The 23,912-nt window shown below is 37.1% G+C and carries 26 protein-coding genes; 8 read left to right on the top strand and 18 right to left on the bottom strand.

Features of this window, described 5'->3' with window-relative positions:
- Positions 1 to 11 precede the first annotated feature (11 nt).
- The 11 genes from ETP70_RS03410 to ETP70_RS03360 all read right to left on the bottom strand — a co-directional run bounded on the left by ETP70_RS03410 (position 12) and on the right by ETP70_RS03360 (position 7,469).
- A complete protein-coding gene (locus ETP70_RS03410; RefSeq protein WP_151899866.1) occupies positions 12 to 809 on the bottom strand; it encodes an ABC transporter permease in 798 nt (265 codons plus the stop codon).
- 4 nt (positions 810 to 813) lie between these two features.
- The gene (gene flgK / locus ETP70_RS03405; RefSeq protein WP_151899865.1) at positions 814 to 2,694 is read right to left on the bottom strand and encodes a flagellar hook-associated protein FlgK; all 1,881 of its coding nucleotides are present in this window, start codon (positions 2,692 to 2,694) and stop codon (positions 814 to 816) included.
- A gap of 1 nt (position 2,695) precedes the next feature.
- The gene (locus ETP70_RS03400) at positions 2,696 to 3,124 is read right to left on the bottom strand and encodes a hypothetical protein (protein ID WP_151899864.1); all 429 of its coding nucleotides are present in this window, start codon (positions 3,122 to 3,124) and stop codon (positions 2,696 to 2,698) included.
- 23 nt (positions 3,125 to 3,147) lie between these two features.
- Positions 3,148 to 3,354, bottom strand: a complete 207-nt coding sequence (locus ETP70_RS03395) for a flagellar biosynthesis anti-sigma factor FlgM (RefSeq protein WP_151899863.1) — start codon at positions 3,352 to 3,354, stop codon at positions 3,148 to 3,150.
- 76 nt (positions 3,355 to 3,430) lie between these two features.
- Positions 3,431 to 3,739, bottom strand: a complete 309-nt coding sequence (locus ETP70_RS03390) for a rod-binding protein (RefSeq protein ID WP_151899862.1) — start codon at positions 3,737 to 3,739, stop codon at positions 3,431 to 3,433.
- The gene (locus tag ETP70_RS03385; protein WP_151899861.1) at positions 3,739 to 4,785 is read right to left on the bottom strand and encodes a flagellar basal body P-ring protein FlgI; all 1,047 of its coding nucleotides are present in this window, start codon (positions 4,783 to 4,785) and stop codon (positions 3,739 to 3,741) included. Before ETP70_RS03385 ends, ETP70_RS03390 begins: the two co-directional genes overlap by 1 nt.
- Positions 4,786 to 4,821: 36 nt before the next feature.
- Positions 4,822 to 5,421 (bottom strand): 16S rRNA (guanine(966)-N(2))-methyltransferase RsmD, encoded by a 600-nt coding sequence (gene rsmD / locus ETP70_RS03380; protein WP_151899860.1) that lies wholly within the window; start codon positions 5,419 to 5,421, stop codon positions 4,822 to 4,824.
- Positions 5,411 to 5,785: a hypothetical protein gene (locus tag ETP70_RS03375; RefSeq protein WP_151899859.1), complete on the bottom strand. Its 375-nt coding sequence runs from the start codon at positions 5,783 to 5,785 to the stop codon at positions 5,411 to 5,413. Before ETP70_RS03375 ends, rsmD begins: the two co-directional genes overlap by 11 nt.
- Before the next feature lie 4 nt (positions 5,786 to 5,789).
- Positions 5,790 to 6,491, bottom strand: coding sequence for an exonuclease domain-containing protein (locus ETP70_RS03370; protein ID WP_151899858.1), 702 nt, complete (start codon positions 6,489 to 6,491; stop codon positions 5,790 to 5,792).
- Complete coding sequence (locus ETP70_RS03365; protein WP_151899857.1) at positions 6,485 to 7,045, bottom strand: hypothetical protein; 561 nt, start codon at positions 7,043 to 7,045, stop codon at positions 6,485 to 6,487. Before ETP70_RS03365 ends, ETP70_RS03370 begins: the two co-directional genes overlap by 7 nt.
- Positions 7,038 to 7,469, bottom strand: a complete 432-nt coding sequence (locus ETP70_RS03360; protein ID WP_151899856.1) for a hypothetical protein — start codon at positions 7,467 to 7,469, stop codon at positions 7,038 to 7,040. Before ETP70_RS03360 ends, ETP70_RS03365 begins: the two co-directional genes overlap by 8 nt.
- A 240-nt stretch (positions 7,470 to 7,709) precedes the next feature.
- Here ETP70_RS03360 and murA point away from each other — a divergent pair, with 240 nt between their 5' ends.
- On the top strand, positions 7,710 to 8,972 hold the full coding sequence (gene murA / locus ETP70_RS03355; RefSeq protein ID WP_151899855.1) for a UDP-N-acetylglucosamine 1-carboxyvinyltransferase: 1,263 nt from the start codon (positions 7,710 to 7,712) through the stop codon (positions 8,970 to 8,972).
- A gap of 5 nt (positions 8,973 to 8,977) precedes the next feature.
- Here the strand turns inward: murA and ETP70_RS03350 are convergent, their stop codons facing one another.
- Both ETP70_RS03350 and ETP70_RS03345 read right to left on the bottom strand, forming a co-directional pair.
- Positions 8,978 to 9,352 carry a heat shock protein transcriptional repressor HspR gene (locus ETP70_RS03350; RefSeq protein WP_151899854.1) on the bottom strand — a complete coding sequence of 125 codons (375 nt, stop codon included), beginning with the start codon at positions 9,350 to 9,352 and terminating at the stop codon, positions 8,978 to 8,980.
- 15 nt (positions 9,353 to 9,367) lie between these two features.
- Complete coding sequence (locus ETP70_RS03345; protein ID WP_151899853.1) at positions 9,368 to 10,264, bottom strand: DnaJ C-terminal domain-containing protein; 897 nt, start codon at positions 10,262 to 10,264, stop codon at positions 9,368 to 9,370.
- A gap of 296 nt (positions 10,265 to 10,560) precedes the next feature.
- Here ETP70_RS03345 and ETP70_RS03340 point away from each other — a divergent pair, with 296 nt between their 5' ends.
- Positions 10,561 to 11,799: an IS110 family RNA-guided transposase gene (locus tag ETP70_RS03340; RefSeq protein ID WP_188109952.1), complete on the top strand. Its 1,239-nt coding sequence runs from the start codon at positions 10,561 to 10,563 to the stop codon at positions 11,797 to 11,799.
- Between the two features lie 405 nt (positions 11,800 to 12,204).
- Here ETP70_RS03340 and purH read toward each other — a convergent pair whose 3' ends face one another.
- Positions 12,205 to 13,743, bottom strand: a complete 1,539-nt coding sequence (purH, locus tag ETP70_RS03335) for a bifunctional phosphoribosylaminoimidazolecarboxamide formyltransferase/IMP cyclohydrolase (RefSeq protein ID WP_151899852.1) — start codon at positions 13,741 to 13,743, stop codon at positions 12,205 to 12,207.
- Positions 13,744 to 13,833: 90 nt separating this feature from the next.
- On the opposite strand from purH, the gene ETP70_RS03330 reads away from it, so the two are divergent.
- A complete protein-coding gene (locus tag ETP70_RS03330; protein WP_151899851.1) occupies positions 13,834 to 14,811 on the top strand; it encodes a 6-phosphofructokinase in 978 nt (325 codons plus the stop codon).
- Here the strand turns inward: ETP70_RS03330 and ETP70_RS03325 are convergent.
- From ETP70_RS03325 to ETP70_RS03310, 4 genes are all read right to left on the bottom strand, one after another.
- Positions 14,808 to 15,395 carry a DUF302 domain-containing protein gene (locus tag ETP70_RS03325; RefSeq protein ID WP_151899850.1) on the bottom strand — a complete coding sequence of 196 codons (588 nt, stop codon included), beginning with the start codon at positions 15,393 to 15,395 and terminating at the stop codon, positions 14,808 to 14,810. The two genes, ETP70_RS03330 and ETP70_RS03325, sit on opposite strands and share 4 nt — an antisense overlap.
- 76 nt (positions 15,396 to 15,471) lie before the next feature.
- Positions 15,472 to 17,688: a phosphoribosylformylglycinamidine synthase subunit PurL gene (purL, locus tag ETP70_RS03320; protein WP_151899849.1), complete on the bottom strand. Its 2,217-nt coding sequence runs from the start codon at positions 17,686 to 17,688 to the stop codon at positions 15,472 to 15,474.
- Positions 17,689 to 17,750: 62 nt separating this feature from the next.
- Positions 17,751 to 18,275, bottom strand: a complete 525-nt coding sequence (greA, locus tag ETP70_RS03315) for a transcription elongation factor GreA (protein WP_151901487.1) — start codon at positions 18,273 to 18,275, stop codon at positions 17,751 to 17,753.
- Positions 18,276 to 18,287: 12 nt separating this feature from the next.
- Positions 18,288 to 18,614 carry a hypothetical protein gene (locus tag ETP70_RS03310; RefSeq protein ID WP_151899848.1) on the bottom strand — a complete coding sequence of 109 codons (327 nt, stop codon included), beginning with the start codon at positions 18,612 to 18,614 and terminating at the stop codon, positions 18,288 to 18,290.
- 144 nt (positions 18,615 to 18,758) lie between these two features.
- Between ETP70_RS03310 and ETP70_RS03305 the strand changes: the two genes are divergently transcribed.
- From ETP70_RS03305 to ETP70_RS03285, 5 genes are read left to right on the top strand one after another with little or no spacing between them, the layout of a single operon-like run.
- A complete protein-coding gene (locus ETP70_RS03305) occupies positions 18,759 to 19,562 on the top strand; it encodes an HDOD domain-containing protein (protein WP_151899847.1) in 804 nt (267 codons plus the stop codon).
- Positions 19,563 to 19,567: 5 nt separating this feature from the next.
- The gene (locus ETP70_RS03300; RefSeq protein ID WP_151899846.1) at positions 19,568 to 21,514 is read left to right on the top strand and encodes an RNB domain-containing ribonuclease; all 1,947 of its coding nucleotides are present in this window, start codon (positions 19,568 to 19,570) and stop codon (positions 21,512 to 21,514) included.
- Positions 21,507 to 22,475, top strand: a complete 969-nt coding sequence (holA, locus tag ETP70_RS03295; protein WP_151899845.1) for a DNA polymerase III subunit delta — start codon at positions 21,507 to 21,509, stop codon at positions 22,473 to 22,475. The genes ETP70_RS03300 and holA overlap by 8 nt, the downstream gene beginning before the upstream one ends.
- Before the next feature lie 38 nt (positions 22,476 to 22,513).
- Positions 22,514 to 22,921 (top strand): Fur family transcriptional regulator, encoded by a 408-nt coding sequence (locus ETP70_RS03290; RefSeq protein ID WP_151899844.1) that lies wholly within the window; start codon positions 22,514 to 22,516, stop codon positions 22,919 to 22,921.
- Positions 22,922 to 22,980: 59 nt separating this feature from the next.
- A complete protein-coding gene (locus ETP70_RS03285; RefSeq protein WP_151899843.1) occupies positions 22,981 to 23,907 on the top strand; it encodes a ribose-phosphate pyrophosphokinase in 927 nt (308 codons plus the stop codon).
- Positions 23,908 to 23,912 lie beyond the last annotated feature (5 nt).

Genomic DNA, 23,912 nt, shown 5'->3' with positions numbered 1-23,912 from the left:
ACGTTTTCCCTTTAAGTTTTTATCTCTTGTTGATTTGTAATCTGCTGTAAATAGTTTGAAATATTAATAAGTGAAAAAGTGACTAAAAAAATCATTAAACCTGGAAAAAAACTCACCCACCAGGCAATGTCAATAACATCTTTTCCTCCACTTAAAATTGTCCCCCAGCTCATCTGAGGTGCGACAATTCCCAATCCTAAAAAACTCAATCCTGACTCTGCCAAAATAGCACCGCCCACGCCGAAAGTAAAACTTACAAAATAAATCGGAGCCAAAACAGGGGCATAATATTTTAAAAGAATTTTTAATGTATTTACCTTTGCGATCTTGAGTATTTTAATATAAGGCTGGGAAGTAATTTTAAAACTCTCAGAGCGTATCAGCCTGGCAGTTGTCATCCACCCTGTAATTGATATGATAACAATCAGGACCAAAGCAGAGGCATTGACATAACTGACCAATGCAAGCAGTAAAAAAAATGTCGGAAATGTCAAAAAAAGATCGACTGTAATGACAAAAATCCTGTCCACGCTTCCTTTGAAATATCCGGCCATCGAACCCAGAATCAGTCCAATAAAAGAAGCGACAAAAGCACTCCCTGCCCCAATAACAAGAGAAACTTCTCCTCCGGCAATAAGGCGAGCCAATATATCCCTTCCCAGCCTGTCCGTGCCTAAAGGGTGCATCAAAGAAGGCGCCAACAAAATTGCTTTTGCATCTAAAGCATAGGGGCTGGCATGGTATAGTTGTGATCCGAAAAACGAAAACAGGAAAATAAAGATGAGTATAAATATACTGAATTTAGGCATAAAGCTATTGTTTAATGCCTAAAAGTGTCTGCATCATTTGATCAACAGTAGTAATCACTTTTGCGGCAGCACCGTAAGAAGTCTGATACTTGATGAGATTTGTCATCTCTTCATCAATACTTACTTTTGTAATAGAATTATATTCCATCTCTGTCGCATTAAATTGCGTAGAAACAGTTTCATTCCTTGTTATGGCTGAATTTGTTGAGATGCCTACATAGGTACTGGTAATATCAAACATCCCGTATGTTGTCGTATCATACTGCTCATTTCCTACCTGAAATTTATAGGATTCAAACTGTTGCTGAACCATATCAAGAGCGACTCTGTTATCACCTGCATTGGATGAATAGCCAGCATGTAATTGTGTCGGATTATTCCTGTATTGTGTATTGAGACGAATATCTCTTGCATTAGTCCCCTCAAAAAAGGAACCAAGCCCTATAGCACCTGCAAAATTTGTTCCTGATGCAAATGTATTATCAGGTAAGTTGTCAACAACGGCAAATGTATAGCCTTGCGAATTGGCAGCTGTATTCATGCTGAGTTCAAGTTTTATATCACCATTCGCATTTGGTGCATAATTAAAGATCATATAATCATCAACATCATTATTGGCATTTGCATCACTGTTGTCATCTTTATTTGCGATGATTTGCCCCTCAATTGAGTTGGAACCACTGATACCTGACATAGAAGTTGCAGCATCAATGTTTATCGTCCTTTTTGCCACCTCATTGCCATCTATATCATACACTGTCACATCAAAAGAACCGGGATTAATATTTAAAGAGGAAGTCACCAAAGGAGTTGCCGGATTAATATTAATGTTATTTGACTCCATTCGGGATCTGGCACTTTTTGCATACAGGTTGTTTGTTGATTCTATGAGGCCCTTGGCAAAAGCATCAAGATCTGAAACAACATTTTGCAATACACCATCTGTCGGCATACCACTTGTTGTATCAACAGCCCGACCTCTCAGATTGAAAATTGCTCCTATCTTTCCATTGGTTATCTCTTCTTCCATAGGAATAAGTGTACCGTCCTGTCGTTCATAGGAGAGTTCATAAAATCCATACGGATTATTCCCTTTTTCAATAGTGAGCGGATGATATGTACTGCCGTCAACAAGATTAAAACCGTTAACACTAAGTGTATAACTTCCGGTTCTTGTATTTGAATTGGAATCTATCTGAATATTTGATTCCAACTGTCCTTGATTTACTTCAGCGCCTATCAATCTGGATAAACTTCTTTCTATAACATTTCTTTTATCCCGTAAATCATTTGCAGTGTATCCTCCACCCGCTTCAGCAACATCAATGGACTTGTTAAGATCTGCCAACTGCTGAGCCAGACTGTTTACCTCAGTAATATTAACATCAAGCTGGTCATTTACCTGCATTTGTAAATTTAAAACCTGGTTTTGTGTTTGGGTTATATGCTGTGTCAGTGTTTCGGTCTGTTTTGCCAATGCAATTTTTATGGAATCATTATTTGGATTATCAGCAAAAGTCTGCCACATATTATAGTATTCGGCCAGGTCCGCTTTAATTCCGACACCATCTATTTCAGGAAAATATGTTGAGAGTTCTTCAAGTGTTTGTCTTTCAAAATCACTGTATTCTTTATCTGCAGAAACACTGCTGTATCTGTCAAACACAAAATTGTCAAATACTCTTTTGATATCCTGGATTTCAACGCCATTTCCAACATTTCCTGCACTCGTAATCAAAGGATTTGCAGCTGAAGTGATCACTCTTTGACGGGTATATCCTTCATTTTCCGCATTTGCTATATTGTTTCCTGTTGTATTTATTCCGACTTGTGCTGCGCTTAATCCGCTGTATCCGATGCTGAGTGTATTAAAAATTGAAGCCATTTTAAACCCTTACTTCCAATATTGTAGAGTCTTTGGATGCAACCTTGTTGTACCCCTGCATTTCTGTCGGTACTAATCTTTCCAGGAATGTATTGTATAAATTACTCACGACAACTACTAACTTTGCATACTGTTTATTCACTGTTCTGAGTTCTGATAAGCTTTGTTTTAATTCATCCAGTAGTTGATGCTGTGTTTCATCTAATAATTGGGGAAGTTCAACATCCGGATGGGATGTAATTAACGCAGAAATTTCATAATCTATCATTGCTTTTTTTGCTTCAAAGCTTTTTAGTTTTCCTTCTTTTATGGAGAGTCTTTCAAACTGATGGTCATGTTGCGCTTTTTGGATATCTTTGATATCTGATTTTGTTATTGAAATTAAATCTTTTAAATCCTGTAAAGCACTCTGCAAATGATGACTCAACATGCCATTCTCCTGTTAGTTTATTTCTAAAGTAACTCATCTGCCATTTTTTTAGATAATGCAGACAAATCTACTTTGTATTGTCCTGAGTCTATAGACTCTTTGAGTTGTTCGACTTTACTGCTCTTGTTTTCCACAGCAGTTACTGAAGTATTCTCTTTTTTTTGTGTGTTTGAAAGTGTATTGTTCACATAGGCACTCCCCAACACTGAATTATTTACTTTTGAAATCATAATTCATCCTTTATATAATAAGTTTGTTTTATTGCTATTGTTATATCGGCAATAACCAGAACTTATTAAGTTGATTTTATGAATTCTTTTGAGATAAATAATCATAAAGCATTTGCGAAAATCCGAAACTTCCGGCACTTGCTTTAGAAAGCTCATCTCTGTACATTGATTTATATATTTTATCTCCCGGATCATTTTGTGATGAAAAAAGATTCTTATCATCTTTCATCGCATTATCCATCAGCATTTTTACTATAACGGCTTCAAAAGCATCTGTCTGTTCTCTCAGAGCCTTATCCTGCGCCTTTTCGTCAATCCTGGGTATTGCTTTATTCGCTGTAGCCATTTGTGCCTGGGCATTGACAGCATTCATTGAGTAACTCATCATATCACCTTCAATTCTGCAGATATACTCCCTGCACTTTTCATCGCTTCAAGTATAGATATAATATCTTTTGGTGAAGCTCCGAGTTTTTGCAAAGATCTTACAAGGTTTGCCACTGTTGTTGTTCCCTCTTTGGTATAGACTTCATTCTCGTTTAAACCGATAACCAGATTATTATCAACACTCATTGAACCTGCAGGCTTTGAAATCTTTTTCTGTTCAACAATCTTTATCGTAATATCTCCGTGTGTTAAAACTACCGGTTTGAGTTCTATATTTACTCCAGCAACAATTGTTCCTGTTCTTTCATTTATTATGATTTTATCTTTTGGATGATAATCCATGTCGATCTCTTGAACCTCAGCCAAAAACTCTATCATAGAACGATTTTGTGGACATTTCAGTTTTATACTTCTTGAGTCCATAGCTATTGCTAACTGTGTATGATAATAATCATTAATTGCCTTTTGAATTCCAACAGCATTCCTGAATCCTGATTCTTTAAGAGATAATGTTGCATATTTTTGATGAAACAGATCAATATTGATTTCTCTTTCAATTATCCCTCCGTTAAAAACAATTCCTGTAGTAGGGTGTGACGCATTTCCTGCACCTCTTGTGTTCAGTCCGCCTATACTGATGGCTCCTTGTGCCAAAGCATAAATTTTTCCGTCAACCCCTTTTAAAGGTGTCATCAGAAGTGTTCCCCCTTCTAAAGATTTTGAGTCTCCTATAGAAGAAACGGTCACATCCATTTTATCACCCTGTCTGGCAAAAGGTTTCATAGTAGCAGTTACCACAACAGCAGCAACATTTTTGGACATGATGTCAATTGGATCCATGTTTATATTCATTGCACGAAGCATATTGGAGATAGACTGAAGAGTAAACCTTGAGGTAGTCCCGTCTCCGGTTTTTTTCAATCCGACAACAAGGGAATAGCCTATAACCTGATTGTCTCTTACTCCTACAATATTTGACACATCCGATATCTTTGTAGCATAAAGAGTAGAGAAAAAAAGTATAAACAGTAAAATAAATTTCATTAGCAATCCTTACATGTAAAGATAAACCAGCAAATTTTATTCCATATTATTGTTTGTAAGATATGTTAACGTAGTATTCCCAAATTTTTTTGATTTTTTCACCTTGTATATGCCTAAGAATTCAGGAATCTTCAGACCGCTCATATGTTCTACAATAATCATCTTTACATGTAAGGCAGGCAGTTTTTCTATAAGTTTCATAGTTTTTTCATAAATCTCTTCCATACCCTCACGGATGCTGAACGGAGGGTCAATGTAGAAGAATGCATCTTCATTCGATTTTTTCAGTCTTGAGAGAACTAACTCAATATTTTCAAAACTGTCTCCGGCAAAGACTTCACAGGCAGACGGGTCTGTCTGTGAAATATTTTTTTGAAGTGTTTTTAATGCTTCTTTATCTTTTTCCATAAAGTATATTTTTTTTGCACCACGGCTGAGTGCTTCAAGACCTATTGATCCACTCCCTGAAAAAACTTCAACAAAGTTTGCATCAACTATATCAAACTGTAAAGTATTAAAAAAAGATTCCAAAACTATAGACTTGGAACTTCGTGTAGTGACTTTTGACGGGAGCAAAAGTTTTTTTCCCTTATATTTTCCTGCAATAATCTTCTTGCTCAGTTGTTTACTTTTCATAAAATGCTTTCACCGCTCTTAGAATATTTTCCTGATACTCTTTTGTTAACAACTCAATTCTTTTTTCCAATACTTCAAAGTTCATTCTCTCACTTGTGTTCTCATCTTCAGGCTGAGTATTTGTACTCTCAGGATAGAGTTCATTATATTTTTTTTCCAAGGCCAAAATAAGCTGTGACTTTGAAAAAGGTTTCAATAAGTCTGCTCCTTCTTTCGTTGAAATATAAAAACATCGGCTCTCATTCAAACACTCTTCATCACGAATGATTATGTCACTTTTTTTTGATGAACTTAAATACTTTGCCAAAAAAAGTTCTAATGACTTTTGCAAAAGCGGAGACTGGCATTCAACAGCTACTTTCATAAAACTATCCTCTCAAATAATACTCAAGCGAGTACTTTAAATCTTCATCCAAATCTTCCAGACACAACATCCAGTTCACATAATTAATATCATGTTGGACTATCTCTTCTATATATTTTCCCATATATTTTCCAAAGGGAAATTTTTCTAAAAGCACTTTTTGAAAACTTAATTCTTTCATCTTTTCTACTGTTGCATACTCAAGCAGATATTCAAACAATAATTTTGTTACAAATACATCATTGAGTGCATTATTGGAGCATAAAGCATCTTTAATTCCATACTGCTGTTTAAGCGCATTCTCTTGTCTGTACAGCTTGAGTTCATAGCGTAAAAACTGCAATGAAAACTGTTCGCACTCTTTGATAAGATGTTTTGTGACTTTTAATGTATCTATTACAGCTCCTTGCCATTGCAGACCCGAAACAGCAAATTTTTCCAAAACGAATTGTACATTATGTGCAATTAAAGTATTTTCAAAAGTATTGTTTTTTTGTAATATTTCATATACTTGCGTCATTTTAAAAAGCTTTTTATCTTTGATCATTTCATTTGTAATATGATGAATACTTGAAGCTGACGGCGGTATCTTTTTTCCTTCGTTTATAAGTTCGTAAAATACCTTTTCATCTTTTAATAATGCAACGGAGCACACAACATCGCCTGCTTCAATCCCTGTAGTCTGAACATCTGTAAAAATCAACATTTTTTTACCTGAACTTTTTTACATTTTACACTGAGTACAATGAAAGAAAAAAAACCGGCAATTAGTATAAATATATGCAGCACATACATATTAAACCATGTAAACACGCTCTCATATGAGCTAAAAAGCTTCATAACAATCACTGCCACAATCATTTCTCCTGCAACTGTCCATATCATCAGCATAAACCATTTTCGCCATACTTTCAACAAATCACCATATCCAATCTCATCTATAATCTCTCCTGTTTCTTCATTCGTCTCTTCTTTGGGACAACCTAACAGGACAAACACATACCCTTTTATGCATTTATTAAAAATATATTTCAGACTTCTAAATAAAACAATCAAAAGCGCAAAATTCCATGACACCATAAACCAGAATTTAAATATAGTCAAAAGTGCCCTTGTTATTTCATTGTCTAATGTACCTGTTCCCTGGCTTATATATATTACCAGTGTTATAAAAGCAGCAATAAAAAAAGTCAGCAACGCTGTATACAATGTCAGTTTTACCGCCCACTGCAACCATATAAAAAAATAAAATCTACTCATTCTCCTGCCCGAATCTATTTAGCATATCATGATAATGTTCAAGTGTCATAAAACTTTTTTCAAACCTGTAGCGAATGACAAATTCCACTACCTTCTCTTTTAATTCAGTGGCAACATTCTCAACTCTTCCAAAATAGGCCAAAGAGATATTTTTACTTTTTTGTATTGCGTTTTTGTCATAATGAATTGCTAAAATCTGTAAATATTTTCCTTTTTTAATTGTACCAAGATCCTCCTCATTTAGCGATACACCCGAAAGGTTCACAGCTTTAAAATGAAATAAATCTTCAAATTTTGCTACTTTTTTGTCTATATCCAACTCCCCAAACAGCTTTTGTAATATTTTTAAATTTTGCTTTCTCGCCGTCTCATAACTGGAAATTTTATTTGTTAAATGTTTCAATCTGTCTAATGCGGAACTCATGTGTAAATCCTTTAAAAAATTAAGTATATCAAAAATAAACTGTTTATATAATCATATTAATCAGGGCATCTCTAAAAACCCTGATATACCTCAAAACCAAAAAGAGAAGCTACTCGTAGCTCCTGCATAGTTTTGCCTTGCATTAGCACTTCTGCTATAATGTTGAGATATATCAGGGTTTTTAGAGGTGCCCTTAGATATAATGCCAATTATAAAATTTATGAAAATACAAAGAGACCTATGGATTATTTAAAAATAAAAAACAGTGCTTCACTCGAAGGTACTATAAATATCTCAGGTGCAAAGAATGCATCTCTACCTCTTATTGCTATGTGCATACTGGCCAAAAACAGTGTACATATGAAAAATTTACCACAGGTTGTAGATATAAAAACGCTTTTAAAACTCCTGTCAAATCTTGGTGCAACCTGTGAATTTTCGCAAGACAGTGTTATCGTTAATACATTTGATCTACACGAAACAAAAGCTACCTATGATATAGTAAAAACCATGCGTGCTTCTATTTTGGTTTTAGGACCGATTTTAGCACGTTTTGGGCATTGTGAAGTCTCTTTACCCGGAGGATGTGCAATTGGACAGCGTCCAATTGATCTGCATCTTAAAGCCTTGGAACAGATGGGTGCAAAAATAGCTATTAAAGCAGGATACATCGAAGCAAGAACGCCAAATGGCTTGCACGGATGTGAAATAATTTTTGACAAAGTCACCGTTACAGGTACTGCAAATATTGTTATGGCCGCCGCCCTTGCCAAGGGGGCAACAACGATTACAAATGCAGCCAGAGAACCTGAAGTTGTCCAATTATGCGAAGTACTCAATGCCAGCGGCGTGAAAATTAACGGCATAGGCACAGCAATACTCGAAATACACGGTACAGACGGACAACTGCTCAATATCAATGAGTTTTCTATCATTCCGGACAGGATAGAAGCCGGAACATACCTTTGTGCAGGGGCCATTACAAAATCGCAACTCACATTGACGAATGTTGAACCGAAACATTTGGGCGCAGTTTTATCCAAACTCGAAGAGATGGGCAGTACTTTTACCCTCACAGACACCACAATTACAATTCACCCTGCCGCGCATATCAAGCCTGTTAAAATTGTCACACAGGAATATCCCGCATTTCCAACAGACATGCAGGCACAGTTTTTGGCACTTGCAACACAGGCAGACGGTGTTTCAATTATAGAAGAACGACTTTTTGAAAACAGATTTATGCATGTCAGTGAATTACAGCGTATGGGTGCAGATATAACATTAAACGGTCATATTGCAACAGTGAGTGGAAAAAGTAACCTGTGTGGGACTGATGTCATGGCAACGGATTTACGTGCATCAAGCGCATTGGTTCTCGCTGCACTTGTTGCAACTGGAGAAACACATGTACACCGCATCTACCACCTGGATCGTGGATATGACTCACTTGAGAAAAAACTTTACCAGGTCGGTGCCAATATACAAAGACTCAAAGAGTAGATCTTCTACTCTTTAAAAACTATCATCTCATATAAACTCTTTTTCGTGACAAGTGACTTTTCCGGAGCAACAGAATGTGCATTTTTGACTACTTCAACTTCGTGACGAAGTTCTGCTATCTCTTTTTCCATTGCATCTATTGTTTCTTTCAAATTAAGAATAATATCCACACCTGCAAGGTTCACACCCAGTTCACGTGTCAATCGCAAAATTAATTTAATTTTATCTATATCCCGTTGCGAGTAGAGTCGTATTCGTCCGTCAGAACGAGATGGATTTATTAAGTTTTCCCTCTCATACTGTCGTAGAGTTTGAGGATGTATATCTAATATTTTTGCAACAATGCTTATTAAATAGACCGGTTCATCATAATGGTGCATAGCAATACCCTCCTTTTATACTGTCTTTGGTAATTTTTCTTTCATAATTTTTACTAATTCAGGATCCAGATCTTCAACTTTTGGCAATACAATATTTGCTTTTAGATACAAATCACCTCTTTGTTTCGTTTTACGATTCATAGCCCCCATACCTTTGACACGAAAGCGCTGTCCGTTTTTCGTATTTTGCGGTATTTTAAGTTTAATCTCTTTTTCCAGAGTCTGTACAGATATTTTGTCACCAAAAAGTGCCGCATACAAAGGCACATCAATAGTTTTGACTAAATCATCTCCCTCTCTCTCATACTCCGGACTCGGTGCTACATGTATGCGCAAAAAGAGGTCTCCGACTCTGCCGTTTTGTGCATGGCCTTTGCCTTTGACGCGCATTCTCTCACCGTCTTTTACACCGGCAGGAATTTTGATGTCAAAACGCTCGCCGTTTACAGAAACAGAGTGAGAGCCTCCTAAGATTGCTACGGCAAACGGGATGGTTACATTTGCTTCTATATCAAGGTTTGGTTCTTGGTAGCGTTGCCCTCCGCCAAATCCGGAACTGCTGAAGCCGGATGTTCCGCCTCCTGCACCGCTAAAGCCTCCAAATCCGCCGCCACCGGAAAACATCTGACGCAGTATTTCATCAAGGTCTACATTTCCACCCTGACTTTGAGAAAAATCATGGAAATTCTGACCACCGAACATCGCATCACCGTACTGATCATACTGTGCTTTTTTCTCTTTGTCGCTCAGCACTTCATAGGCTGCATTTATTTCTTTAAATTTTTCTTCCGCACTTGGATCCTTATTAACATCCGGATGGTATTTACGGGCTAACTTTCTGTAGGCTTTTTTAATTTCTGATTCACTTGCATTTGGAGATACTTCCAATGTTTCGTATAATGATTTGCTCATATTTATTCCTCGTATAATAAATTTATCAAATCATTACATCCAAAGGAGTAGTGATTTGATATTTATTTTTTAGTTTTTGATAAAGTTGTTATGTTTGTCAAATACTAAAACAACTTACAGTTAAAGAGTTGAATGACAGTCATTTTTCCTTATGAGGTGTAATGCCAACTATCTAAGAAAGCATACTGCGTTTAACCTGAGTAACTTACCCATAGGATGCCAGGATGAGTTCTATCTCAATCCTCTATCGTTACGAGGCTGTAAGAAAAAAGTTAAACATACGAAAGGATGTACAGATGCACTATTATGTAGGTATAGATATAGCAAAAGGTTTTCATGTTGCCTGTGTGGTTAATCAAGATGATAAAGTGATAAAGAAGTCACTTAAGTTCAGCAATGATGAGAATGGCTTTAATGAGCTACTTTTACTTTTAAACTCCATTGATGAAGTATCAACCTTTACCATTGGTATGGAAGCCACTGGAATTTTCTTTGAAAATCTCTATCTTTATCTGAGTGAAAAAGGATTTAATGTACTATTACTCAATCCTTATCAAACAAATAGATTTAGAGAGATGGACAGCATGAAGAAAGTAAAAAATGACAACATTGATGCTTTAATGATAGCAGCTCTTATTAAATCAGGCAGATACTCTAAAGCCTATGTAAGTGAAGATACTTATCAGAGTATCAAATCACTCTATAGACATAAGAATAATCTACTTGAAGAGATGAAAAAGCATAAAAGACAAATCTCTACACTCTTAGCTGTGGTATTCCCAGAGATGGAACAAGTGATAAGAGATCCCTTTAATGTGACAGGCTTGGCACTTTTAGAGAAGTATCCAACTGCAAAGCATTATCATCATGCGAGTGTAGAGAGAATACTAAAAACCTTTCGGGGTATCAAAGGCAATAACTTCAATGAAGAAAAAGCTACAAAGCTTTTAGAGTTAGCCAAACACTCTGTTTATCAAGGCAATGGTGTAGATGAGAGAGCTTATGTTATTAAATCTCATATCCGAGTGATTAAGCTTCTACAAGAGGAGCTTAAAGAGCTTGAGAATGAGATGTTAAAGCTTTTTAATCAAACACCGCAACTTGAGAGTAATGAAGAGCAAGAGATTATGAATATTATTGATAATCTTAGAACCATACCAGGTGTGAGTGATAAAACCATCTTTGCTCTTATTAGTGAGTGTGGAGACTTAGCGCGATTCAAAAATAATTCTCACTTCATTGGTTATTTAGGTCTTTATCCTACACTAGAGCAATCAGGTAATAAACTCACCTACGGTGCAATCGCAAAAAGAGGTGCAAAGCTTGCTAAAAAAGCTCTCTATCAAGCCGCTATTGCTGCCATTAGGCATAATGAGCAACTCAACAAGCTTTTTCTTGACAAGGTCTCTCAAGGTAGAGCCAAAAAGGAAGCTGTTGTGATTGTTGCAAGGAAGCTTGCACATATCATTTTAGCTATATATAAAAACAATGTTGCCTATAACCCACAAAGGGTATTTCAAGCATCACTATCCTAAAGTTTAATTCAACTATTTAACAATAAGTTGTTATAGAACTTGATAAACACTATATAGGAAATTATATAAATTGTCCTATACCCTCAAGGGGCACCTAGTACCTTATCATTGTCAACCAAACAGTTTTTAGGTGTTTGATCATTGAAACACTTGAGTCAAATTCTAGATAATGACTTTAATAAAGTGCTTCAAAAATCAAACAATCCCAAGAGTTTTATACTCTTGAAAATGTTCTTTGAGGTTTTATTGTTACTGGGCTATTGTTTTTTTTATTTTTTTACTCCGTTTAAGTTATTCTTTATAGGATTGCTTCTAACTTATTTAATTATTCATAGATTCTCATTAGTGGAATTATATCATATTACTTGAGTGCATGTCAATCAAGGTAAAGAAACCTTGATAGATTTAATGTAAGAAGTGGCGGATACCTGAAAAGTAGAGACTCATACCAAATTCATCGGCTGCAGCTATTATTTCTTCGTCGCGAATAGAGCCTCCTGGTTCTATAATATTTTTGACCCCTGCTGCCGCGGCTGCATCTATAGAGTCACGAAACGGAAAGAATGCTTCGCTGGCAAGGGCTGCGCCTGTTACGTCAAGCCCCATATCTTTTGCTTTTTTAAGCGCACACTGTGCAGCATCTACACGGCTGGTCATTCCCATACCGACAGCAACCATTGCGGAATTTTTCACATAAACGACACAGTTTGATTTTGTCAGGGATGCTACCTTATAGGCAATTTCAAGATCTTTCATCTCTTCAGGTGTTGCTGCATTTTTACTCATAAGTTTTGCATTTTTCACTTCATCATCCTGCACCTTGTCCGCATCCTGGAAAATAAATCCGCCGTCAATGTGCTTAAAGTCTTTTTTATCATTCGCCAGTATTAAGTTATCCGCACCCATCTCAAAAAGTTTGATTCTTTTCTTTGCTGCAAATACTTCCTGTGCTTCTTCGGTAATACGTCCTGCTATAATCACTTCAATAAATATTTCATTCATTTTTTCTGCCAATGCTTTGTCAACTGTGCCATTAACGGCAACCACACCGCCAAAAGCAGATACAGGGTCACATTTGAGTGCTTCTGTATATGCTTCGAGTAATGTATCTTTAATTGCAAAGCCACAGGGATTACCGTGTTTTGAGATACAAACAGCATTTTCATTCCCAAAGGCAGCTGCAATTTTAACCGCACCGTTTAAATCATTTAAGTTGTTAAAACTTGCTTCGCCTTTGAGTGTCTTAAAATTATTTGAAAAATGTTTGTCAAATTCATAGAGGGCACCTTTTTGATGAGGATTTTCACCATAACGAGTGTTCATTACTTTATTGCCAACAATAAACTGTTTTTCGCCGAAACCTTCGTTGAAACGTTCATTCATGTAGTTTGCAATCATTGAATCATAGGCTGCAGTATGTTCATACGCCTTAATCATAAAACCGCGGCGAAACTCTTTTGTATTTTTTTCATTCTCAATCGCATCAATAACGATGTCATAATCTTGTACATTTGTTACAATTAGAACAGCATCAAAGTTTTTTGCAGCCGAGCGAACCATTGCCGGACCGCCAATGTCAATATTTTCTATAATTTCATCAAAATCATCCGTTTTTTCTATTGTTTCCTTAAACGGATAAAGGTTGACACATACCAGATCAATCGCTTCAACCCCAAGCTCTTTTGCCTGGTCCAAATGTGACTGTTTGTCACGACGATGCAAAATCCCACCGTGAACAAAAGGATTTAAAGTTTTCACACGCCCTTCAAAACATTCGGGAAACTTTGTTATCTCATCAATTTCAATAGCATCCACCCCATTTTCTTTCAACAACCTGTATGTTCCGCCGGTAGAAATTATCTCATACTCATTTTTTACCAATGATTTACAAAAATCTACAACACCGTTTTTGTCACTTACACTTACTAATGCTCTTTTTTTCATTTGACGCCTTGATTTAAAATATTACTGCTATTTTATCCAAATAGAGTTTAGAAGATGGTAAACTTAAAAAAACAATTTAAGGAAGCTATAATGAAGCAAAATATTGCCATACTCTGTTCTGGCGGAGATGTCTCCGGCATGAATCCGGCATTGAAAAGATTTGTTGAATACAGTTTACAAAATAATTTAACGCCCTACTTCGTGTATGACGGATACGAAGGACTGATTGACAACAATATTCATAAAGCGAGTTATTGTGATGTTTCGGGCATTATTAACCGTGGAGGCACTAAAATAGGAAGTGCCAGAAGCAAAAGATTTATGCAGAAGAAGTATAGAAACATAGCAAAACAAAACCTTGATGCATTACATGTAACAATGCTTATTGTGCTTGGGGGAGATGGTTCTTTTCGTGGTTTACATCAGTTTTACAAAGAGCATAACATAAAGTTTTGCGGTATTCCCTCTACTATTGATAATGATATTTCAGGCACAGACTACTGTTTGGGAGTAGATACGGCACTCAATATGATAAAATTCTCAATAGACTCCATCAGAGATACGGCATCTTCTTTCAAAAGGGCTTTCATTATTGAGACCATGGGAAACAAATGCGGTTACCTTGCACTTGTATCTCATTTGACATCCGGTTCTGAGCTTTGTTTAATTCCTGAAACAACCTATAATTTAAACGCGTATGAGCAAAAATTCAAACAAGAGATACAAAACGGACGAAGATATTTTATTGCTATTGTAGCAGAGGGGATAAATGAGGATTCTGAAGAGATAGCACGATGGTTTGAAGAAAAAATCGGCATTGAATCAAGAGTAAATGTACTTGGTCACCTGCAGCGCGGAGGAAATCCGACAGTAAAAGACAGACTTATGGCATATAAATTTATTACGTATGCGATAGATGCTTTGCTGGATAATAAAAACGAAACTATTGTTTGTTATACAAAAGAGGGGTTCAGGTATAAAGAGATTGATGCGGTTGTGAATACACCCTATCATTTAGATGAAGAGCTTATAAAATTTATAAACTCTCCAGAAGCAACAGGTGACTAGAAATCACCTTGTGCAGCACGAGCAGGAATTCCTTCCATTGCGTCTTTTACTTTTAAAGCAGCTTCTAGCATTTTTGGAGGTAACGGGTATCCGCCATGAATTGCAAGAGTCATATCCATACTGATTAAGAAAGCGTCTCCGTTACCATAACGAACATACATAATTCTACATGGCATAAAACCACCATAATAACGTGAATAATTCAAGAATATTTTTGCAGTCGTAAGGTTACACAAAGACCAGATTCTTGCTTCTGCCACTTCATTTGGTTTTGCATCCTCTTTTGTATACATTTTAACATAACCCGTAAGTCTCATGTTATACTCTTCAGTAAGTGCAGCTATTGACTCTTTTACATCATCACCGCTCACACCTTCTTCAACCTTCCACTCTTTCATCATTGCACGTGCAGGGTCACCGTATTTTGCAACTTTTGTAAACATTTCATCATACGCATCCATAGCTTTGTCGTCAAGTTTGTGTTGACTCGTAACTGCCACCCAGCCCATATGCATTGTAGAACATCCTGTTGCAAAAAATGCAACACTCAGTGCAATTATTGCAGTAATTATGTTTTTTCTCATTTATCTTTTCCTTTGTGATATTTTCGTGATTATTATATACCTAAACGGATTAAAGTTTTATAAGATTTTGCTATTACTATAAATCTTGTTCAACTATTTTTCTAAAAGTAGTAAAATAATTCTCTTTGAGGCTTTTTATACTCATATTTACATCATTTATTCGTACAGTATCTCCTCCAACTGTTCCAATTTTTTCAACAGACATTGATTCATCAAGCATCGCTTCAAAAGCTTCACAGTTTTCAGACTTTACTTCAATAATGGCTCGACTCATACTTTCTGCAAAGATATCCCGATCATCAGCAACACTCATATCTACATCGCAGCCAAGTCCGCTTGTGGCTGCCATTTTCGCTAATGCTATTGCAACACCGCCGCTGCTTGCATCTTTTGCGCACTCCAGCAAATGCTTTTTGTTTGCTTCTATAACCAAATCCCAAAGTGCAAGCTCTTTCTTGTAGTCAATTTCAGGTATAACTCCGGCAACAGTACCGTAAAGCTCTTTCATATATAAAGAACCGCCGAATTCTGATTTGCTTTCGCCTATCAGATAAAGCGCATTTCCCTCAGATTGAAAACTTGACATTAACACATTGTTTTCATCATCATTCACACCTACGGTTGCAATAGAAGGCGTTGGAAAAACAGAAACACCGTTTGTTTCATTATAAAGAGAAACATTTCCGCCAATGACCGGGGTTGTCAGCTCTGCACATGCTTCTTTAATACCTAAACATCCCTCACCGAATTGCCACATAACTTCAAGATTTTCAGGGTTTCCGTAATTAAGACAGTCGGTAATTGCCAACGGTCTTGCTCCGCTCATGGCAACATTACGCCCGGATTCAACAACCGCTGCCGCTGCTCCCATTTTCGGATCTATATAACAATAACGCACATTACAGTCAGCTGACATTGCCAAAGCTTTTTTATTCTCTTTTACGCGGATGACGGAAGCATCAAGCATGCCTCCGTTTTTAACAGTATTTGTCTGTACCATAGAATCATATTGTGTATAAATCCATGATTTATCAACTACTTCCATGGATTTTGTCAGTTTTTCAAACGCTTCCTGATTTGACACTCTGTCAAAATCATCAATACTTACTTTGTGAATATCATCAAGGTAAGCAGGTTTTTTCATAGGACGGTTCAGTTCCGGAGCTTCTTCACTAACAGGGTCAACAGGAACCTCAGCACATTTTTCTCCATGCCAAAAAAGCTCCATTTTTCCGGTATCTGTTACCTCGCCTATAACTGCAGCATCCAGATCCCATTTTTCAAAAATATCGATAATAGCCTGTTCTGAACCTTTTTTGGCACACAAAAGCATACGCTCTTGCGATTCACTGAGCATAAAATCATAAGGAGTCATATTTTCTTCGCGCGCAGGAACCTTGTCAAGGTGCATAATCATTCCCGAACCTGAACGTCCCGCCATCTCAAAAGAAGAAGATGTAAGTCCGGCAGCTCCCATATCCTGGATTCCGATGACATGATCCGTTTTAAAAAGCTCCAGACATGCTTCCAAAAGCAGTTTTTCGGTAAAAGGATCCCCTACCTGAACCGTCGGACGCAAAGATTTGCTCTCTTCGGTAAAACTGTCCGAACTCATAACAGCTCCGCCAAGACCGTCACGACCTGTTTTAGCACCTACATAAAGGACTGGATTTCCTGTCCCCTCTGCCTTGCCGTAAAATATTTCGTCACTTTTTGCAATTCCCAGAGTAAAAGCATTGACAAGAATATTTCCGTTGTAACACTCATCAAAACTGGTTTCACCGCCGATGGTCGGAACACCCATACAGTTGCCGTAACCGCCGATTCCCTCAGTGACACCGCGCACCAAATAACGCTGATGCTTGGAAATATCATCTTTGTTCAAAATATTGCCAAAACGCAGTGCATTCAAGTTTGCCACAGGACGGGCACCCATTGTAAAAACATCACGCATAATTCCGCCGACACCGGTTGCCGCGCCCTGATAGGGTTCTATAAAACTCGGATGATTATGTGACTCCATCTTAAAAACTGCCGCATATCCATCACCAATATCAATAACACCGGCATTTTCACCAGGTCCCTGAATAACCCATGGTGCTTTTGTAGGAAACCCTTTTAAATGGACTTTGGAAGACTTATACGAACAGTGTTCACTCCACATGGCTGAAAATATACCTAATTCAACCAAATTCGGTTCACGTCCTAAGATCTCTTTAATATGTATATAGTCTTCTTGCGAAAGCTTATGGTTGGCTAACTGTTCATCAATGTTTTGTAATTGTTGGCTCACGGGGGTTTCCTAAAAATTGGTTTTTAAAAATGAATTATATCCAAGCAATGGTAAAAGTTGTTTTAATGAAAAGAAAAATCACTTTTTGTGCGAATATTCTTTTTCAGAGAAAAGATATTTTTATACTCTATTTTTTCAATTTCATACTCTTTTATCTGATTTGGCAACCTGACTTTGACCTCGTCGCCTGCACTTTTGCCAAGCAATGCTTTTGCTATAGGAGAATGAACGGATATCAGTCCGTTTTCCGGTTCGCTCTCAAGCACACCGCATAAAGTATACACCTCTTCTTTATCGGTTTCAAGATCAACCAATGTAACGGTACTTCCAAAAGAAATACGTTCATGTACATGTAAAGAGGGATCAATGATTTGTGAGTTTTGAATCATTTTGTTGAGATAAAAAAGCCTTTTGTCAATAAAACGCAATTTCTCTTTTGCCGCCTGATAGTCAGCATTTTCACTTCGGTCACCAAGTGCGGCAGCTACAAGTTTTTCATGCGCCACCTTGGGTTTTTCAACTTCGAGCAGATATTTAAACTCTTCTGTAAGTTTATCATACCCTTCGATACTCATAGGTTCTTTCATCAACTGTTGTTCCTAATGCTCGTACCCTATAATATAATATGTTTCTTTATTTGGTAATTTGTCTGTTTTTACCTTGAATTTTCTGCTGAAATGCTCTATCTTTTCATGTGCTTCCTGTGCTAACTCAGGAGTAGGTGACTCTACTTTTATTTTAAAGTAATCTTTTGTATTGGATAAAGCGACATAGGCATTATTTACTTTGAGATGATCATTTAAATCCAAAATATGCTTCTCTATTTTTTCATATCCCGGAGTATTTTTTTGAATTCTTTTAAGTTGCTGCACCAAAGCTTCATTTGGTACATATCGCAGTTGCGTCAACATTGCATCATTTTGCATATCTGTTTCCTTCTAAAATTTTTATGAAAAATAATAACAGTTTTTTGTAAACAAGCATCAAGAAAAATGGTTACTTCAGTATGTATTTAGCTATTGAGACTATAATTACACTACAAAGACTATATTTAACAAGAGAGAAATTAAATGACTGAAGATATATTAAAAAAAATCAAGCAACTCCCGCCACTTCCGGAATCTGCTCTTCAAATAGAGAAAGTTTACAAAGATCCGAACTCTACATTTAATGATATGGCAAAAATTTTAGAAAAAGACCCTCTTTTGACAGCCGATATCCTTAAAGCGGCAAATTCACCGCTTTACGGTTTCTCCAGAGAAATAAATGCTATCAGTCAGGCAGTCGGTCTCTTTGGTATGGGTACTGTTCGCGGATTTGCATTAGCTTCAATCGTGAAAAAAAGCTTTGATCTTGATTTGTCACCCTACGGCATTACAAACGAAATGTTCTCTGAACTCTCAAAAAAACAGCATGCGCTTACTACGGCCTGGTGTCTAAAAAGAGAAAACAGGCTTATGGGTATTTTATCCCCTGCTGCCTTTTTGGTAGAAATCGGAAAAGTACTTATTGCACAGCAGATTATAGCGGACAAAAAAGAAGCAGAGTTCAAAGCAGTTATGCAGGAGTTACAGGATGTTGAAGCTGCCGAAAAAGAGATTGTAGGTGTAGATACACCTGAAGTCAGTGCTACAATATTTGCACAATGGAAATTTGAAGAGGGACTTGTTGATGTTATACGCAACTGTCAAAATCCCGATGCAGCCAAGGAAGAAGATAAAAAAGCTGCACAGATTCTTCATGTAGTTCGTATCACTGTTCCTATAAACGGTGTAATCACAAACGAGAGCATTCAAGCTGCAAAAGAGTTAATAGAAAAATACGGACTTGATATGGAGAGTTTCGATCAAGCCCTGGAACATATAAAGAGTTAAATGCATTGAAATCACTACTTATACGACTCACTCATGGACTCAATGAACAAGACATCACGGAAGAGGAACTTCCTGTAGTACGCGAATGGCTTGCAAAAAAATACCTGACACACAAGCATAATATATACAAATTCAATTCCAAATACCGTGCCGGAGTTTTAGGACTTGTCCAAAAAGGAACAGCCTATTTACATGTAATAGGCGAGAATATTAAAGACCTCTATATCAATGAAAACAATCTCGGACTTGCCAATGAAGGGGATTTGGTTATTGCTCAGAGACTTTTAGGGCACAGAGGACAACCGAGTGCCAAAATAGTAGAAATAGTCGGAAAAGAACAGACTTACAGTGTCGCCTACATTATAGAAAAAGAGGGGCACAAATCTTTAGTTGATCTTAAAACCGAGTATCCCGTCGGTGCTGAGATGTCAACAGAAGAGCTCAATAACTATGCAGTGGGTGACCTTTTTAAAGTTGACAACAATGAAAATAAAATCATGGAAAAAATAGGCAACATCAAAGACCCGAAATCTGATGAGAAAATTGTCCTTGCCCAGTTTAACAAGCATGATGCATTTGATGAGGAAGTTTTAAAAATCGCTCGCTCTTTTCAGCCTGTTGATGCTTCAAAGTATCCAAAAAGAAAAGATTTAAGAGATTTGACATTTTGTACAATAGACCCTGTGACTGCAAAAGATTTTGACGATGCCATCTACTGGGATGACAAGAACACAACCCTTTATGTTGCTATCGCAGATGTCAGTGAATATGTCACACCTTTTGGCCCCATAGATACCGAAGCAATCTACAGAAGTTTTTCTATTTATCTGCCGCATCGTTCTATTCCTATGCTCCCGAGAGAACTCAGTGAAACTTTATGTTCCCTTCAACCCCATGTAGACAGACTTGCTTATGTATTTGAAATCAAACTTGATCTAAAAACTCTTGAAGTCGTAAAATCTGAAGTGTATGAGGCACTTATGCACTCTGACAGAAGATTTAACTATGAAGAGATTGACCTCTTTTTAGAAAATAAGCTGCAGGCAAAAACACATGAAGAAAAAGAGATATTTGCCTGGATAAAAAAGCTCAAAACAGTTACCGACAGATTACGGGCAAAACGTCTGCAGGAAGGTTTTGACTTTCACTCTACAGAAATAGAGATGACTCTGGATGAAAACACAAACCTTGTCGCCACAACCCTTGCCCAGGAGACACCTTCTCACGGACTTATAGAGGACTGTATGCTCTTAGCAAACAAAGAAGCGGCAAAACGTTACAAAAGAGGGCTTTTTAGAATCCACGAACCGCCAAGTCAGGCAAAACTTCAGAAGCTTTACCAGGAGTTAGCCGGCATAGGCATACATGTAGAGATAAAAAACACTATCAAAGAAACAATAGACTCCATCCAAAAACAGGCCAGAGAGATGGGTATTGAAGCGGAAGTGGATACACTGATTATTCAGTCCCAGATGCAGGCACGATACTCCCCTGTAAATGTCGGGCACTTTGGACTGGGTTTTAAAGAGTACACCCATTTCACCTCACCCATAAGAAGGTACAGTGATTTAATTGTGCACAGACTTTTAAAAGCGATTAACAGAGGCGACACACAGGAGCAGTCTTATGTTTTAAGAAATATAGAATCACTCAGTATGGCTATCAGTGAAAAAGAGCGTGAGGCTATGATTATAGAGTCCGAATACAAAGCACGCAAATATGCAAGATGGGCAGAACAAAACCTGCACAAAGAGTTTAAAGCAAGAATTACCTCTACAGATCCGGAACTGCGTGCCCAGTTGCATGATAAAATCATAGGTGCAAGACTGCATTTTACATCGGGTGCGGATGTAACACTTTTTGAAGATGTCATTGTTCGCATTGATAAAGTGAATATAGCAAGAGCCCGAATATATGCCTCTGTAGTCGGGAAAATAGAAAACAATGTATAAAAACGAGTTTGACAAACATATACAAAACAAGAGTATCTCCAACAGCTTTATCTTTTTTGGAGAAAGTACCTTCTTGATAGATATGTATACAAAAATGCTGACAAATATAGAAGAAGCAAATATTCTCAGCTATTACCATGACGAATATGATTTTAACTCTGCAAAGGCACATCTCTCGCAGGGTTCACTCTTTGGAGACAGAAATATCCTTGTCATAAAAAGCGAAAAAAAAATTCCCAAAAAAGAGCTTGATCTGTTTTTATCCTTATGTGACAAAAATACAGAAAATATTTTTGTCTATGCCTATTACGGATCAGACCATAAAACCTACAACAATAAAAAAGCTTTTGCCAAAACAAATGTCATGAGTGTAAGATTTTTTCACCCAAAAGAGTATGAAGCACAAAATATTATTTATGCCCTTGCCCAAGAAAAGCATGTCAATATTGATAAATTTACAATTTCCCATCTCTTAAAAATTCACAATGGAGATGTTGCGCTTGCATCGAATGAAATAGAAAAGTTTCGTGTTTATGACAGAGCCATTACAACAAAAGATGTTGACAATCTGGTATATGGACTTGCAAGTATCAACCTTGACGACTTTATAACAAAACTGCTTGACAAAAAAGATTTTCGTCCTGATTTACTTAATATACTCGAACATGGCGAAGATGAAATAAGAATTATTACAGCAATTACCGCCTATTTGACACAGCTTTATATGTTTAACATATATATCCGAATAAACGGTGCGCCTAATGCTTTAGAAATTTTAGGTTACCCTGCACCCTCTTTTGTGGTAGAACAAAAAGCCTCTGCTGCAATTAAAATAAAACCGCAGACATATGCAAAACTGCATGAATTACTCTTAAACAGTGAACTTCAGATGAAAAGTTCAAGTGGTGACAAAAGCGCGATTCTCTTTTCCAGCTTAATCCGATTACAAAAACTGCTTTAGAAAACTATTTTTAAATATTTGTAGTGTATAATTCTATTATGAATAATTATACAGATATATTACGTCAACATCATTTAAAAGCAACACCGCAAAGACTGGAAATTGCAAATGCACTTCATGCCAATGGACACATGACAATAGAGCACCTGTATGAAGTCATGCTGAAAAAATTCAATTCTATCTCACTGGCTACTATTTATAAAAATATTAATCTTATGATGGAGAATGCTTTTATACAGGAAGTAAAAATTCCAAATGAGAAATCAGTATTTGAACTGACAAAAGAGACACACTCCCATGTAATCTGCAGACAATGTCATACAATTCAGGATATTGTACTGGACCTGTCACAAACTGCCCAACTCGCTTCACAGACTTCTCATTTTAAAATCGACAAAGCCGACCTGGTTTTATCCGGACTTTGTCAAAAGTGCCAGGAACTTTAACATATACTCAGTACAATTGCTGTATAATACAACATTAATTTTTCCAAGAAGGAACTCCTATGCGTGGTTATAAAATTTTTGCAGGATCTGCCAGTGTTGATTTTGCGAAAGAAATTTGTAGTATTTTAGATATTCCCTTAGCGAAAGCTGATGTTAAAAAGTTTAGCGACGGTGAAATTTCGGTCCAGATTGCAGAATCTGTCCGTGGTCGTGATGTATTTATCGTACAGTCAACCGGTGCTCCCTCAAATGACAATCTTATGGAACTGTTAATTTTGACTGATGCCCTCAAACGCTCATCAGCTTCAAGTATTACAGCTGTTGTTCCCTACTACGGTTATGCGAGACAAGACAGAAAGGCGGCTCCCCGTGTCCCGATTACGGCTAAGCTTGTAGCAAACCTCTATGAAACTGCCGGCATAGACAGAGTCGTAACTATAGACCTGCATGCCGGACAGATTCAGGGATTTTTTGATATTCCGGTTGACAATCTTTACGGTTCTATTACCTTTGAGCAGTATATAAAAAGCAAAAACCTCAAAAATCCTATTATTGCTTCTCCTGACATCGGCGGGGTTGCGCGTGCGAGATACTTTGCATCCCGAATGGGTCTTGAAATGGTTATCGTTGACAAACGCCGTGAAAAAGCAAATGAAAGTGAAGTCATGAATATCATCGGAAATGTCGAGGGACATGATGTTATTATGATAGACGATATGGTTGACACGGCAGGAACAATGGTCAAAGCGGCCACTGCTCTTAAGAACAAAGGAGCTGTTTCTGTGATGGCATGCGCTACACACGGTGTTCTCAGTGGAAATGCCTACCAGAATCTTGAGAACGGTGAGCTTGATGAGCTCATTATAACCAATACCTTAGAATCAAAACCTCATTCAAAAATAAAAGTCTTGAGTGTTGCACCACTTTTTGCCGAAGTAATTCGCAGAGTCTATCACAACGAGAGTGTGAACAGTCTTTTTGCATAGGAGTA

The sequence above is a fragment of the Sulfurimonas hydrogeniphila genome, assembly GCF_009068765.1.
GTDB classification, from domain to species: domain Bacteria; phylum Campylobacterota; class Campylobacteria; order Campylobacterales; family Sulfurimonadaceae; genus Sulfurimonas; species Sulfurimonas hydrogeniphila.
The sequence above is the reverse complement of the archived record's forward strand: the minus strand, read 5'-3'. Positions and strand labels throughout refer to the sequence as shown.